General features: G+C 42.6%; 9 protein-coding genes. 1 reads left to right on the forward strand and 8 read right to left on the reverse strand.

Annotation, left to right across the window (positions count from 1 at the left end):
- Window positions 1–5 precede the first annotated feature (5 nt).
- The 6 genes from DYH63_RS14550 to DYH63_RS14575 form a co-directional block, all read right to left on the reverse strand.
- A complete protein-coding gene (locus tag DYH63_RS14550) occupies window positions 6–1106 on the reverse strand; it encodes an efflux RND transporter periplasmic adaptor subunit (protein ID WP_116789486.1) in 1101 nt (366 codons plus the stop codon).
- A gap of 3 nt (window positions 1107–1109) precedes the next feature.
- Entirely contained in the window at window positions 1110–2345 is a 1236-nt protein-coding gene (locus tag DYH63_RS14555) for a TolC family protein (RefSeq protein ID WP_162927040.1), read from the reverse strand.
- A gap of 159 nt (window positions 2346–2504) precedes the next feature.
- Window positions 2505–2897, reverse strand: coding sequence for a hypothetical protein (locus DYH63_RS14560; protein WP_162927041.1), 393 nt, complete (start codon window positions 2895–2897; stop codon window positions 2505–2507).
- A 140-nt stretch (window positions 2898–3037) separates the two neighbouring features.
- Complete coding sequence (locus DYH63_RS14565) at window positions 3038–4585, reverse strand: SDR family oxidoreductase (protein WP_439952042.1); 1548 nt, start codon at window positions 4583–4585, stop codon at window positions 3038–3040.
- A 150-nt stretch (window positions 4586–4735) separates the two neighbouring features.
- Entirely contained in the window at window positions 4736–5842 is a 1107-nt protein-coding gene (locus DYH63_RS14570; RefSeq protein ID WP_116789489.1) for a ligand-binding sensor domain-containing protein, read from the reverse strand.
- Window positions 5843–6006: 164 nt separating this feature from the next.
- Entirely contained in the window at window positions 6007–6360 is a 354-nt protein-coding gene (locus DYH63_RS14575; RefSeq protein ID WP_116789490.1) for a winged helix-turn-helix transcriptional regulator, read from the reverse strand.
- Window positions 6361–6462: 102 nt separating this feature from the next.
- On the opposite strand from DYH63_RS14575, the gene DYH63_RS14580 reads away from it, so the two are divergent.
- Window positions 6463–7206, forward strand: a complete 744-nt coding sequence (locus DYH63_RS14580; RefSeq protein WP_116789491.1) for an SDR family oxidoreductase — start codon at window positions 6463–6465, stop codon at window positions 7204–7206.
- Between the two features lie 500 nt (window positions 7207–7706).
- Here DYH63_RS14580 and DYH63_RS14585 read toward each other — a convergent pair whose 3' ends face one another.
- Window positions 7707–14786, reverse strand: coding sequence for a RemA C-terminal-like gliding motility protein (locus DYH63_RS14585; protein WP_116789492.1), 7080 nt, complete (start codon window positions 14784–14786; stop codon window positions 7707–7709).
- Between the two features lie 911 nt (window positions 14787–15697).
- A complete protein-coding gene (locus tag DYH63_RS14590) occupies window positions 15698–16066 on the reverse strand; it encodes a sensor histidine kinase (RefSeq protein WP_162927042.1) in 369 nt (122 codons plus the stop codon).
- Between the last annotated feature and the right edge of the window lie 55 nt (window positions 16067–16121).

Raw genomic sequence — 16121 nt, forward strand, 5'->3', positions numbered from 1 at the left:
TGTTATTAATCGTTAATGGCATCATATATCAACAGATTGCCTTTTACAATCACTTTTTCTCCGGCCTTAAGGCCAGATGAGATATAGGTTTTATCATCAAGCGCACGGTATATGCCTACTTCTCTTGTTTCTATATTATTTTTGGCATTAAATACCATGACAAAGTTCTTGTTGTTTTCAAAAACCACCGATGCACTGGGCACTGCTACATACTGCTTATCATCTGCATAATGAATTTTTACAGTAGCATTCATCTCCGGCTTTAGCGATACATCTGTATTTGGCACTTTTATAAGCGCCTTAGCAGCGCGGGTATCAGGATCGATAACATTAAAAATCTTGTCAATCTTACCTTTAATATCCCTGTCGGGGTATGCTATAGTATGTATGCTTGCTTCCTGCCCCACTTTAATCCTGCTCAGGTCGCTTTCGTTTACGTTTGCCAGTATCCATACATTATCCAGTTTTGCTACGGTAAACACCGCTTCGTCGCGGTTAGCGCTTAGCATTTCATTAGGGCTAATGTCTTTACTAACTATGTAGCCACTTATTGGTGCATACATATTGTAAACAGATCCGCTTTTTAGCTTGTATATCTGGTTTACTTCTCCCATCCTGTTACGTTCGGCTTTGGCTTTATCCAGCTCTTTTTGCGCCATAACCAGTTCTTTTTCGCTGGCCAGCTTGCCTTCATACATATCTTTTACACTTTGGTAATTACGTTCTGCTATGCTCACGTTAGCTTCGGCATCGCTGGTTTCGCTCTGGTAACCTGCAATCTCTGTACTGCGGATGCTTGCAAGCAATTGCCCCTGCTGCACATAGTCGCCCAGTTCAGCATTAATTTTTATTACACTACCACCTACTGCCGGAAACACCTGGCTTATGTTGTTGTTCTCTGCACTTACCTTACCAAAAAGGCGTATCTCATTCTGGGCATACTCCTGGGTTGCATTAGTAAGACTGCACTGGTCGTACATTTTATCGCTCAATACAAACTGTTGCTTCTCGTCTTCTTTTGGAGCCTCAGCTTCTTTTTTGCCACAGGCAGTAAGCAGCATTAGTGCGCTTACAGATATATATAGGATATTATTTGATGTTTTCATTGCTTAAAAATTGTTAGTGCCGGTTACGTAATTAATTTGAGCTGCGGCTATGGCCAGCTGTTGTTTTACCCTTTCTATTTCAGTTTGTGCCTCGTTGTAGGCTTCAAAAAAGTCGGCAAACTCTATCATCGATACGTTACCTTTCTGAAAGTTTGTGTTTACACCATTAAACACATCATCAAAATCTTTATTAACAAGGCTATTGATGCGTGTGTACTCATCTACACTACGGGTAAAATTCTGGTAAGCGGCAAGAACTTCGTTTTGTACTTCCAGTTGCTTATACTCTACATTCTTCTGGCTTTCCAGCTGCTGTACCTTGGCCGAACGGATGTTGCCACGGTTTCGGTCAAATACCGGCAGCGGTATGCTAAGCCCTACATTGTACTGGTTGTTAAAGGCATCTCCCTGCTGGTTATAACCACCACGAATGGTTACATCGGGTATGGCAAGCCTTCTTTGTAATGAAAGATTAACTTTAGCCGACTCTGTAAATAACTTTGCCTGATTAAGGTCTGGCCTGTTTTCTAAAGATTTGCTTAGTATATCTTCATACAAAAAGCCTTTACCTGCATAGCCGTTAGCATCTGCCGGGCTGTACTCTGTAGTAATGGTAGCCGTAGTACCTAAAAGGATGTTGAGTTTTTGCTGCTCTTCAATAAGCGTCTTACTTTCTTCAGACTTATCGTTATTGATCTTTACGTAAACCGACTTAAGGCGTACAAGGTCTTTAAGGGCAATGTTATTTTTTGCCACCTGCACCTCATAACTGCTTATAAGCGTAGACAGCTTATCCAGCAGTTTATTATATTTCTCTATAATTTTTTGCTGGTTGTGCAGCGTATAGAACGACTGCCATATTTGTAACTGAAGGTTGCGGGTAAGGTCTGTAAGTTCTTCCTGTGCCACCTGCTTATCTAGCTTAACCAGTTCTATCTGGGCCTTGCGCTTGCCGCCAATAATTATGAGTTGCTCTAAGCCTACAGCAAGGTTATTACCACGGCCCTGCGGAAAGTAAACATTGTTTTGCCCTTCGTAAGCAATTACATCTGCTGATACTTCAGGGTTAGGGTACACCTTACTCTGAATAATAGCGGCATCTGCCTTGTCTATATTATATTGCTGCGCCAGCAATAAAAAGTTGTTCTTGAAGAAAAGTTCTTCTGCCTGTTTAATGGTTATGTCCAGCGTTTGGGGTTGCTGTGCATATACACCTGCCCAGCATAGCAATACAGCCATGCAAGTCAAAAATTTATATCTTGCCATTGATGTTTTTTAAATACTAATTTAACACTACTATACAGCTAGTTACATTAAAAATCATAACTAATTGCTAAATAGAAAGAATGTATCGACCAACTGCAATATTGCAGAAAGGTAAATGCGTTAAAAAAATATTTAAACCTCCGGTGGTGGAGAAAACAACGCCAACTTAGGGGAAGTGTATGATGGCGTTTTGTAAAAAGTAGCTTCTAATACCAGTTTAAAGTTAACTTCGGGTAAAGGTTTTTGGGGAATAAGTTTTTGGTATTCTTCAAAAACCCATATCATTTTTTTGCCCGAAAACTTATTGTTTATAGGCGTTTTACTATGATTTTCGGGTATTGCATCTTCAATATGCATAACATCTTCAAGCACAAGCTCTGCAATGGAGTCAATCTCATCAAAATCGCTGTCTACAACGTTATGTTCAAAAAGGGTATGCGGGTTATCGATACTAAAGTTGAGTATGTGGAGTGCCATAAGCATCCACAAAACCCGGTGACCGATATACCATTTACTTAGTCTCATCCCTTTTTATTGGTTTCCCAAAAGTATTACATTAATTTTAACACATCATAAACCTTGCCAATTTTAACATTTGTAAAAATTAAAAGACTTGATATGCTATAATCCTGCATTTAATAGTACTTATGGGCAGCCATTACTGATTACCATGATATGGGCACATAGTCTTTAAGAAATTTACCACACCAGTGCTTACCTGTATTTATACCATCAAACAAAGGGTCCATAACCCTCGCCGCACCATCAACAATATCTAACGGCGGCTGAAAATCTTCCTCCTCCTGCTTTCTTTTTGCTAATTCAGCAGGGTCTTCGTCTGTAACCCAGCCTGTATCTACGGCATTCATATAAATACCCTGTTTTGCTAAAGAACCCGCAGCTGTATGCGTAAGCATATTCAATGCCGCTTTAGCCATATTAGTATGCGGATGCCTGTCGTCTTTATAGCCGTAATAAAACTTACCTTCCATAGCAGAAACATTTATAATGTGCTTTTGCCCGGTGGTATCTTTTTTCATTACTTCGGCAAGGCGGTTGCACAGCACAAAGGGCGCCACCGAATTAACCAGCTGAACCTCGATCATCTCAGTAGTTTCTATTTGCCCAAGTTTTAAACGCCAACTGTTGGTTTTTCGCAGATCTACCTGTTGCAAATCGGCATCCAGTTCACCTTCCGGAAAAACTTCCTGGGTTACAAGTGTATTATCAAAAGAATAAGGTATTTGAGATAGCTTTGCAGAAGCCCTTATACCAATACCGGGTTCAGGCCCGTGCCAGGCTACCGGCATGTTGTTATTAGACGAAGCACCTGCGGTTAATACTTTTAGTTCTTCTAAACAATTAACATGGTCTGAGAGTAAATCCTGTACCTGTTTTGGTAATGTAGTAACCGGCCTTTCTTCATTCTCCATTAAATGCGTATAAAACCCTGCCGGCCTTCGCACAGTTTGCGCGGCATTATTGATAAGGATATCCAGTCGCCCGTACTTTTGCTCTATAAAATTGCAGAAAATCTCAACACTCGGTATGTGCCTCAAATCAAGTCCGTAAATTTTAAGGCGATGCCCCCACTCCTCAAAATCTTCTTCTTTTGCAAAACGTAGTGCAGAATCTACAGGAAAACGGGTAGTTGCAATAACCGTTGCGCCGCCACGCAGCAGCATTAGTGTAATATGATACCCTATTTTTAAACGCGAGCCTGTAATAACGGCTATCTGCCCCTTTACATTGGCTGTCTGAAAACGTTTCGCATAATTAAAATCGCCACAGTCTGTACACATCGTGTCATAAAAATGGTGCATTTTAGTAAACGATGTTTTACACACATAGCAATTTCTGGCTATTTCTAATTCTAAAGATTCTTTATTAGCCAGGTCGTTAAGTGCTAATAGCTTAGGAGCAACAAATATTGTAGCTTCCCTGGCTTCGCGTATTCCGGTAGCCTTACGTGCTGTTTTATCTTTCTTTTCCTGTTTTCTTTTAGCTACCAGCTTCCCATCCTTTTTCCTTCGTGAAAGTTCATCGCGATCTGGCCTGGAAAACTGACCCGCTGCTTTAATCAAAGCGGTTCGCTGCTCTTTCGGGATATCAAATATCTTATTCGTATCTGTATTTAGCTGCGTTAGCAAAGCAATGCACCTGTCTATTTCTTCCGGGCTTATAGCATTGGTAACCGGTGTTTCATCCTCCATCATCATAAAAAACAGTTTCTGTCCCGGCTTAACTACCAGGCCTGCAAATATAATTTTTAAAACCGGCTCAAACAATTCATATTGATACTGTTTGCATTGTATTTTCCTGAAGCTTGGTTACCTGACCGATGAACCCACGATTAAGTCACACTACTTCTGCTCCTCTTTACGTTTAAAGTCAGTAATCGTTTTCCCATCATAACGATACACGCCATCTAAAGTACCAAACCAAATATTTGCTTTATCATCTTCTAAAATCCCAAATATCATTGGGTTATTTGCTATTTTTGTTACCGTAGGCTTTTTATCGGTTAACGACTTCTCTTCATAACGCGAAAGCACCCAGCCCCGGCTATCATTTTCTTCCGAACTCGTCCAGATATTTCCTTTGCTGTCTTCGTAGATATACCCCACAAAGTTTTGGGTAAAATTAATAAATGTACTGCCATCATAGCGCCAAAGCCCATCAGCGCCACCAAGCCAGATATAGCCGTTTTTATCTTTAATTATCGAACGAACGTTTGTAAAAGGTTTGTCTTTATTAGTTATAGTGGTAAATACCTTTCCGTCGTAAACAAAAGCATAGCCTCTTGTGCCAAGCCAGAATTTACCTGTCTTGTCTTCAATAATGGCATTAACATCATTATGAATACAGTCCCCTTTAGGAAGCAGGTTTTTGTACGATGAAACAGGTACAGAGTCAACCTGGGTATGTACAGGTTCCGGCCCAATATAAACCGAATCAGTCTGCATAGCGGACGGAGCTTCGCTCATTTTTAAATTACGAAATGACTTTCCATCATAGCGGCTTACTCCGCTTTCTGTGCCAAACCAAATAATTCCGGTTTTATCTTCATAAATATGCGTAACCCGGTCGTTAGCAAGCCCATCTCTAGTTGTGAAGTTTCGAAACGATTTTCCGTCGTAGTAATAAACTCCCGAACCAACAGAAGCGAACCATAAATTACCTTTTCGATCTTCTAAAACAGAAAAGAAACGCGCCGAACTGGCTTTACTGGTAACATTGGTAAAAGACTTTCCGTCATATTTAAAAACACCCTCCCATGAGGTAATCCAGATGTTGCCCTTTTTATCCTGCTTAATTGTACGGACAATGCTATTGGGTGCCGGGGAGGTATCATCTTTGTTTTCAACAGTACTCTGAGCAACATTTTTCTGTTGGGTCTGTACTACAAAATTAGTTACGCCTGTTATTATGATAATCAGGACGTACAAAACATTTTTTTTACTTTTCATATCTCATCTAATTGATTCAGCGAATCTACCCCGACATCTTTAGTTTTCAAGGCTTTAGATTGTAAATAAAAATGTAAATTTTGTAAATAAAACGCGAACGGCATTTTTGACATTCGCGTTTTATATTTTCCCGTTATTCCATTGCTGGTTATACAGCAATAAATTTACATATCTTCTATAATTGCCTGTCTGTGTTTCATGCCCCAGTCAGCAAGATTATCAATTATAGACTGCAATGTCATTCCATATTCGGTAAGATTGTAATGAACCGTTACGGGCTGCGTATCTAAAACCGTACGCTTAATGAGCTTGTTCATCTCCAGATCTTTCAACTCTTTACTGAGCATTTTGTTAGATATGCCGTTTACATCATTCAGTATATCAGAAAACCTTCTTTGGTTATAATAGCAAATTGAAGATATAATCGATATTTTCCATTTTCCGTTCAGTACGTCCATAGCATCATGAACCGCCATAATTTCTTTTTTGTGCCCCGGCACACATACATATTCTGCCATAAGTTACTTTGTTACCCAAATGTTACTGTTACTTTTTGTTACAAAGTAACGAAAATAAATTAAAGTACTATAAGTTTGCAGTGTAATAATAATAATTTACCAATGGATTTTTCAAACAAAAACGTAATTATATCAGGCGGAACTACCGGAATAGGATTAGCAACCGCAAAAGCATTTATTAACGCCGGAGCAAACGTATGGATAACGGGCAGAAATGCTGATAACCTGCAAAAAGCAGCAGATGAGATTAAAAGCCCGAAATTAAAAACGGTAGTTTCAGACACTTCAAAACTTGCAGACATTGCTATTCTGGAAAAAGCATTTGCAGAAAGAGGAAACAAACTGGATGTACTTTTTCTTAATGCCGGTATAGCAACTTTTAAACCAATAGAACAGGCAACTGAAGAAGAATTTGATGCGCAGTTTAATACGAATGTTAAAGGGCATTTCTTTACATTACAGAGCCTGCTTCCGCATTTAGCAGATGGAGCATCGGTAATATTTACTTCCTCTACAGTAGCAACAGCCTCAAATTCAGGAAGCAGTATTTATGCTGCAACCAAGGGTGCTTTAAACAAAATTGCCCAGATTGCTGCAAATGAACTCGCAGAACGCAAAATTCGTGTAAACATCGTGAGCCCGGGCCCAGTACAAACACCGGGATTAGAAAATGCCGTACCTGCAGAGGCAAAAGGGTACCTGGCTTCTGTTACAGCCTTGCAACGATTAGGTCATGCCGATGAAATTGCAAAAACGGTTTTGTTCCTGGCTTCAGACGCCGCAAGCTTTATTACAGGCACAGAGATTGTAGCCGATGGTGGTTACCTTAACTATGCGCTTAAATAATTTAATGACAATAAGTAAAGCCTCTAAATGACTAATTTTAGAGGCTTTACTGCTTTTATATCTACATATGATTTAGCGTAAAGCTCCGCTTTGAAAATAAAAGAGGATAAAAAACACTTCGGGCAAGCTCGGTATTTTTTCCATTTATGTTTCACGAATCAGGAGTCCGCTGCGCGGCATCCCGCAAAGCTCCGCTTTGAAAATAAAAAGAGAATAAAAAATACTTCGAGCAAGCTCGGTATTTTTTATCCTCTTTTTATTTATACGTGACCTCATCGGGGTCAGAACGTATATTTGAATGGCCAGTGTTTTCGGGAGTTTTAATCCTACAAAAAACAGCAGGGGTAACACTGGGGGTAACAAGTCTTAATAAATACGAAGTCGATAATCCTTATGTTAGATACGATGGAATTCGGAACCATACGCCTTGCGGCACCACCTCCTCAAGATGGCAAGTCTACCAGTTTCCCCACATATAATCATTAAAATTATAACATCGTTTAGTAAACAATACGCGTGCTTATTTTTCCTTTTACGGTGTCTACCTCTACAATAAGCACCTGCTGTGCTATGGCAAGCCCTGTTATTTTTGCATCGGTAGCATTTATACCACTTTGCGTATACAGTTTGCGACCTCGTGTATCATAAATGGTTATACTGTTTATTAATACGCTTTCGCTGTTAACTTGTATCGTGTTATTATCCTTAAACACGATAACACTGTTAGCATCCGGTACAGGATTATCTGTGCCCAGCGCACTTGTGGTATAAATCACATCAAAACGGCCTTCAAATGTTCCTGCTTCGCTTGTAAATGTATAATTGTTAAGGTTCAGGTTGCGCACTATGCCTTCTGTGTTGTCGCGCAGGTAAACGGTTTGCCCATCTGCAAATATTCCATCAAAATGGTCAAGGCTTATGGTATATAGACCTGCTACAGGCGCTGTAAAGCCCATAGGCACCACATCATTTACCGCAAAGGCTGGCCTGGCCTGTATGGCAAGCTTGCTGCCTTGTGCTATAGAGTATAGTGAAATGGTACTGCCTTCGCCAAGTTTTTTACTGTCGTAACCATAGTCAATATCCAGTGTAGCACCTTCGGTATAGCCTACCATCATCTGACTGGAGCGGCCATCCTGGGCAGTAACATTAATCCAGTAGCGCGATGCGGTATCTGCCGCAGACCTGAAGAAAGCCTGTGTGCCGGGTGAGCTGCGACGCATGCTGTTAGTAAAACTTACCGTAGGTTCTGCCAGGCTTGGTTTTGCCTGTACAAAAAAGCCCTGCCCCGGTGCTATAAGCCATGTGTTGCTGCTGCCCTGGTAAAAACTACCCAAACCGGTGCTATTTGTAGTGCTATCGCTTGGGTTTGCCGTATAGCCAAACAGGTTAAGCGTTACATACGACTCTACGTTCTGGTTATTACGTTTTCTCCAAAACCATACACCGGTATCGGTAACCAGCTTGGTGCTATTGGCCGATAAGAAGTCGGCCACGCTTATGGGCGACGGATAAGGGTTACCCACTGCAGTGTAGCGGTTACCAAGTTGGCTTAGCGCCGGGTTAAAGCTACCGTTGTTTGGCACGCCGGTAAAGGCGCCATCAAAAATATAATCGCCCGTACCCGCAATATATTGGGCAGGTGTAGTTGTGCCCCCATTTGTAGTACCGGTTACATTTGCAGTAATCACATTAGGCATACGGATAAGGTAGCCTTTAGCAGCCTCAAAATAGGTGTTTAGCGGGTCTACAGGCCAGTAGGCCTCATCATAGGTAATTCCGTTATCAGCAGTATCATATTTGTAGACATAAAAACGGTTGTTAGATGTGCCCATTGAGAATGCGCGCAACTGCTGTCCTGTAACAGGTGCAGCCCACAAAGTATAATCAAGCCTGAAAAGCGGGTTGCTGGTTTTATGGAATATAATGTTGCCCGCATTTACAGCATTAGTAAGCTGTACCAGTGCTGCATTATTGCTAAACGTTAGGCTACCGCCTTCATTAACAGTTACCGCTCCGTTTACCGTTGCTGTAAAATTTGAGGGAACGAGTACATCGGCACCGTTATTAACTACTATTGTACACGCTGCAAAGCTTGCGCCTGCTGTATAGTCTCCATTAAATATTACAGCGTCTGTAGCTGTAGGTGCGCCATTATCCCAGGCAGTTCCATCCCATGTGGTGGTATTAATTTTAACCTCAACATAGTTAGAGTACACCACATCACAAGACCCATTTTGTACCACAGCCCTTAGGTAACGGGTGGCAGTTAGCGTTGTACCTATTTCGGCGCCGGTAAGGGTGGCATTTGTACTGGCTATAAAGGTAGGGTTAGGGAATGAAGTAGACGTAGAGCGTTCCCAGCGTACAATGGTACCTACATATCCGGTAAGTGTAATTGCAGCAGGTGTGCTATTGGCACAAATAGACTGGTTTGATGAGAGCGTACCCGCATTAGGAGCCGCAGTAACAGTTACAACCGCGTTAGCCGTGCCCACAATGCCGTTTGCATCCCTTACAGTTAAGGTATATGTAACGCTGCCTACGGTATTTGTAGGCGGTACCGCAGTGGAGCCAGAGCCCAGTCCGTTAGACCAGCTGTAGGTATAGTTACCCACCCCGCCCGATACTGCTGAGCTAAGCTGCACAGTAGTATTTTGGCAAAAAGTACCTCCACCGTCTACAGTAACGCTAACGGGCGATAAAGTAATACCTGAGAAATAAGATGTTTGCCCTGAGGTTAAGGTAGCATTAGTGGCACTAAATGTAGTGTTGCCCAGGGTGCCAAATTTTACCCACGGGTTTGTTATCGCGTTAAAGGTACCGTTTAGCTGCGCGGCACTAAGCACGCTTTCGCCGCCTACAGCATCGCCCAGGGTATAGTTTCCGGTTATAGTTACTACCGCGCCGGTAATACCGGTTTCGGTTACGCTCCAGTAGCGGGTAAAGTAGCTGGTTGTACCATAGTTGTTAGGGTGTGTTGCATCGGTAAGGTTTACGGCTATTGAGGCATTATTAAATGTGCCTGCGGTAACATTAATGGTAAGCGGCGAATAGCTGGTGTTACTTGTAGTTTCACCTATAGGGAAGGTATATGAACCCACCCCTGTGTACGGGCGTATTACACGTCCGGTACCATCGGCATCAATCATGCTGGTGGTCGAAAAAGTACCTGCCACGGCATTAGCACCCAGTGTAAGGTTATAGCTTGCAATATCAAGCAGCCCTGAATTTAAAGTAAGGGTACCGGTTACCGCAATATTGTTTTGCAGTATAAGTGTACCTGAACCCGAAGGCTTGTTTACAGTAAGGTTGTTAAAAGACGGGCTTACCGTGCCGCCTATGCGTTGGCCGGCTGCCTCAGTACCTATCATATTTACGGTAGTGCCTGCAAAGTTTACTGCCTGGTTTGTAATTAAGTTACCGGCAATATTTATAGACGCGGGAATAATAGCACCGGTGCCATTTATGGTTAAATTGTCATACGCTCCCAGCGCACCATTTGGTGTAATTACGGTTTGGTTAGTGCCACTATATATAATGGTGTTTGTAACAGAACCTGCATACAGGTTACCGTCTTTTGTAAAAGTACCGCCTATATCCATTACATTATCTGTTACCGGCCTTAGGTTAGTACCCGCAGGTATTGTTAGGTTATAAAATGTTGTACTGCCCGCTATGGTAGCGTCTCCGCTGGCTAATGGCACAGTAAAGGCAACCGTTCCGTTTGATGGATTATAGGTTCCCTGGTTTATCCAGGCGCCACTTGCTTTAGTAATGTTTAGCTGCCCGCCGGTAGGGGTATTTAATATACCGCCGGTTTGTATGTTTAGTGTACCAATGGTTACACTGCTGTTTAGTATAGGGTCGTTTGGCGTGGTAGCCGCATCCGGAATTATTACATTGGTAGCGTCAGATGGCGTTGCATTTGGCGACCAGTTTGCTGCTGTTGTCCATGAGGTACTTACCGATCCATTCCAGGTTACAGTAGCCACCTGCGAATTAGCAAGCGTAAGTAGTTTTGAGCCAAATGTTGACGAAAAGAATGCCACATTTACATTACTTAGCTCTACAAAATTATCAATAGTACCATAATTAGTACGGCCCTGCTCTACCAGTGTACTTGGCACTACTACTACCCAGTCTACGAGGTTGTTTTCGGTATTGCTGTTTAGCTCGCTGTCAAGATAGTGGGCAGAAATGGTAGCTTTTGTTCCTGTACCCCCGGTTTGTATAAAATCGTATGTACGTAGTATTGCGTCGGTTTTACCGGCTGGTGCAGATCCTAATACAATTTTAATACTCATAGATGTAGGTAAGGTACCGGTAGTAGGATAAAAAATAGTGGTTCTTGAATGGCCAAAGGTATAAGCCACATTGTTTACTATTGGGCTATTACGGGTTACAATTCCGCTTACATCGCCCGCACCGGTATTAAATGAGTTAGCTCCCATTATAATACTGTATGCAGCAGTATCAAACGCACCTTTTGTTGCGCTTACGTTTGCGTTAGGCAGGTTAAGGTCGCCGTTAAGGGTAATATCACCTGTAGCGTTACCACCGCCGGTAGTATTTATAGTTACTTTATTATATGTTCCCGCCGGCAGGTATTGTGCCGCTGTAGCCGCGTTAAAGGCAAGCCAGCCAGTACCGCCCCATGTTTTGCCCGATGCAAACGGCGTAGTGGTAGTATTAGTGGTGGTTACGGTACCATTATTAGTAATGGTAGCCAGTGTGCCTGTTAATGTATTAGTGCCCAGGGCAAACGTTTGGCTTTCGTCTACGGTAAGCGCACCGTTAACAACCACATTATTGCCCAGTGTTACCGTATTAGTGCCCGATGGGGTTACGGTAAGATTGTTTAGCAAGTTTGTAGTGCCCACGGTAGTCTGGTCAAAGCTAAGTGTAGGGCTTACCGCGCCCGAAACAACCAGGTTTGACGAAGCGCTTCCGCTAAGCCCTGCTGTAGTGGTATTAGTAACAGTGCCGTTAAGGGTAAGTGTGTTTGCCCCTAAATATTGTTTACCACCATTAAAAGTAATATCACCGTTAACCGTTGTAGCGCCACTCAGGTTAGAGTTACCTGCCAGGACGGCTGTTTGTACCGTTCCTGCAAGTGGTGCATAATTACTGGTAGGGTTTGCTACTATAGTAATATCATCAAGTGCTATTTCATCATACGCAGTGCCCGAGGCCACATCGCCGCTCCAGCGGATATAATAATAGCTGTTAGCCGAAATATTAAGGCCGGTAAGGGTTACTACCTTATAATACATTTTCCATCCGGACACTGCATCTGCAGCAGCGGTAGTAGTCTGGTTAAGTACGGTAGCCGCAAGATAGTTTACGTTATTAGCGTTTGTAGGCGAATAAAAAAAGTTGTAAGAGTTTGCACCAGCCTCATCGTTTCGTACGTAAATTTTATAACCAATGTTTACTGATGTTATAGCTGTACCGGTCTGGTTCTGGAAACGCAATGTAGTACTGCCGGACGGATATGTAGCATCAGGTTGTATGCCAAGCGCATAATTGCCCGTGGCTACCTGAAATGCATAAAATCCACCGTCTGTTACACCACCGTCCGAAAGGCCATTTCCATAAGCAGGGTCATCATCTAAGATATCGCCGCCAAAGGTTACACCCGTGGTGGTTATAGGAGAAAGCACAAAGGAATTGGTATTAAGGTCGCCCACATCCGGAAAATCGGCGAGGCCGGCACCGGCATAGGTACTGTTGTTTACACCCTCTACCGTATTGTCAAAGTCTATGGAATATACGGTGTTTACCGCTTTTAGCTGAAGCCCGAGAGGGGCGTTAAGGGTAGTTGTACTTCCTGATATGCCGGTGGTGCGGTAATTTTCGGTACCGCCGCTTCCGTTATACTCATATACTGTGGCATAATAAGTAGTGGCCGGGTTAAGGCCCATAACAGTTACCGAGTTAGCGCTGCCTGCGTAAACCACGTAGCTTGTAGTACCTACATCAGCACCTGATCCAAATGTTGTTGACGCAAAGTAAGTGGCGCCGTCAGCGAGTGTGGCAGCTACAGCCGACGCCTGGCGTACCACAACAAGGTGGTTACTTCCATTGCCGCCAGTCCAGTTAATAGTGGTTTGTATAGAGTTTGTGTTTGTAAACGTAAGCGATGTAGCCGCGGTGGTAGGCTCAGTACTTAGTACCGTAGCCGTAAGCGCTATATGGCGGGTAGTGGCACCCGATGCTGCCAGTAATACCACGTTAGAGTATAATCCTGAGGGAGCGCTCGCGCTTACCCTTACATAGGTAGTTGTAGTGGCTGCAGTAACCGGTATACTCGCTGAGTATGGGCCTGCTGCTGAGTTAGAAACCTCAAAGTTTGTGGGAGCTGTTATGGTAATATTGTTGCCAGAGCCCAACGATGTACCTGTAGAAGTAAAGCTTTGCGCGGCCGATGGCGTACCTGTAATAGTAGTAAAATTAGTTAGCGCGCTCGTAGAGGTAGATATAGAGGGGGTATTAACCGCGTCTATATAAAACGTTTGTGAGCCGCTTACTGCAGCCCCAGTAGCAACGGTTATGGCTGCTGTGCCCGTAGTGGCTACATTAGCCGCAGGTATACTGGCTGTAAGTTGTGTGGCCGATACATAGGTGGTAGTAAGTGCAACACCATTCCACTGGATTACAGAGGCACTTGTAAAATTAGAGCCTGTTACTGTAAGTGGAAACGCCGCAGAGCCCGCTACCTTAGAGGTGGGGGATATAGATGCCAGTACAGGTGTGGCTACTGATATAGAGTAATTGTCAAAATAAGCAGTTTGTTTAGACTTTGTGCCGGCATTCCAGAACGCGCCCAGTAGCGGCAGCGATGTGGCCGTATACGTATTATTAACCAGGGTGCCTTGCGTAGAATAATAACCTGTGGCCGGGTTAGCGAATGCAGAACTGCCATCTTTTCTTGCAAACAGCTCCCATGTATTTGTAGAGGGCGAATAGGTTACCTTTACACTTATGTAATGGCGCCCAAAGTCGTTTACGCCACTTGTGTTAGAGGATATCATATCGGTAGAAGTGCGCAAACCCGCGCTGTAACGCACGAGCCTTACAGGGTCGGTATTTCCGCTGTTACCCAGTATCACTGCATAGCCTGTACCCGTGGTGGCGGTAGTGTTAGATGTGCCTGCTAACACAACTGCGTTTCCATAATTGTTACTTGCCACACCGCTGGGGTTAGTGCGGTACTGGCGCATGTTGAATGTCCAGGTAACAGTGCCGGGGTTTGATCCTAATGTAGCATTGTATGGGGTAGCGGTAGCCGCAAGCCTGTATGCCAAAACCCAACCTGCGCTGTTAGAAGCACCGGTGGCATCATTTGTTAAATCGAGATAACCCGAGTTTATGCGGGCACCCATATCGGTACCGCTACGCAGCATAGACCATGTGCTGCTGCTTCCTATGGCACCGTTTACGGTACTGTAGGAAGTACCCGCGGATGTTGTGAAATCCTGTGTAAAGACGGTAGTTTGCTGGGCACCCGCTACGAGTGACAGTAAGCCGACTAACAACAGAAACAACTTGTTGTGTTTAAGTAATTTTAGTAGCATGTGAGTAATTAATTGTGAATTATGTATATTATATTGAAATTTGCAATTATCCTGAGCATCAAAGGTAAAACAGGGCTTATACAGCCGATTTATTAATAGGCCGATGGACAGTTTCTGTAGATGAAATGTAGCGTAATGCTGTTAAGCCGTACTATTGTTATCTTCATATAAATTTGATTTACCGATAAATATCTAAATTATAGATATGTTCTTTAGGGAGGCAGGCCTCAGTTACTGCCAGTGGTACTTGTAAACCTGAACCGATGCAATGCTTTTTTATAGCATATAATCAGGGTATCTGACCTGTTACCTAACAATCGTAAAAAAATATGGGGTAAATATCCATTAAAGGATGCCGTAATTGTAACGGCAAAAAAGGAATTCCGCACACACAGGCCATCCTTTAAAAAAAATAGTAGTCTTGTTTGCATAACAATAATTTTTGGGGTAAAACATACATAAAAGCTTTTTTTACTGAACGTAACTATTAGTAATCAGCTAGTAAGGTGTGTGAAGTACGATGTTGCAAAGAGAACTTTTGTGGGCTACAATTTTGTTTTCAATACAAATATATATACTCAAATAGTCGTTAATGTTAAAGTGGTAATTTATCGGTTTAAATACTAAATGTATCGATAAATTGTTATGCTTGCATTGTAAAATACTGTCTGTTAATTCATTGTGAAACATTAGAAAGCGCGCTTATAATAGCCACAAACAGTTATTACGTTGCAACAGATAGTAAAATCCCAAGAGGTACCATACTGCAGGCGCATGAAATTGTCTTATCTCGATTAAAAATGAAAACCTGACGTACACGCCGAAATTAATGGCCGGGTCTGAATTGGATCCGTTAGGTTTTGATTTTTAGGTGTACAACTTTAATTTTAACTTTCAAAATCCTTTTACGCTCAGTGTGAGGCTTCAGTGCAGCCAGTTAATTCTAAGGGTATCATAACTTCCGTTTTGCATCCTTTACCTGGACTGCTTTGTATTGCAATACTGCCAATAAGTGCCTCTGCCCTGTGCATCATATTTGATATTCCAAGCCCTGCTTTCTTTATATTTACATCAAATCCTTTTCCGTTGTCTTCTACCGTAATACAAATACAGTTTTCCTTCACTGCTAAATCTATCTTTATATTTTTCGCATCAGCATGCTTACGGACATTGTGCAACTGCTCCTGAATAATTCGATATATATTTAATTTCAGGTCGTCAGAAAATTCATGGGTAATTTGGTAGTCGAAATCTATATGTAAAGGGGTATCGGTGGACAAACCAGTGTAAACTGACCCCTCTTGACCGATTCAAAAAGACCCCTTTCGCCGGCTG

This window comes from Flavobacterium psychrotrophum, from assembly GCF_003403075.1.
Lineage (GTDB): Bacteria > Bacteroidota > Bacteroidia > Flavobacteriales > Flavobacteriaceae > Flavobacterium > Flavobacterium psychrotrophum.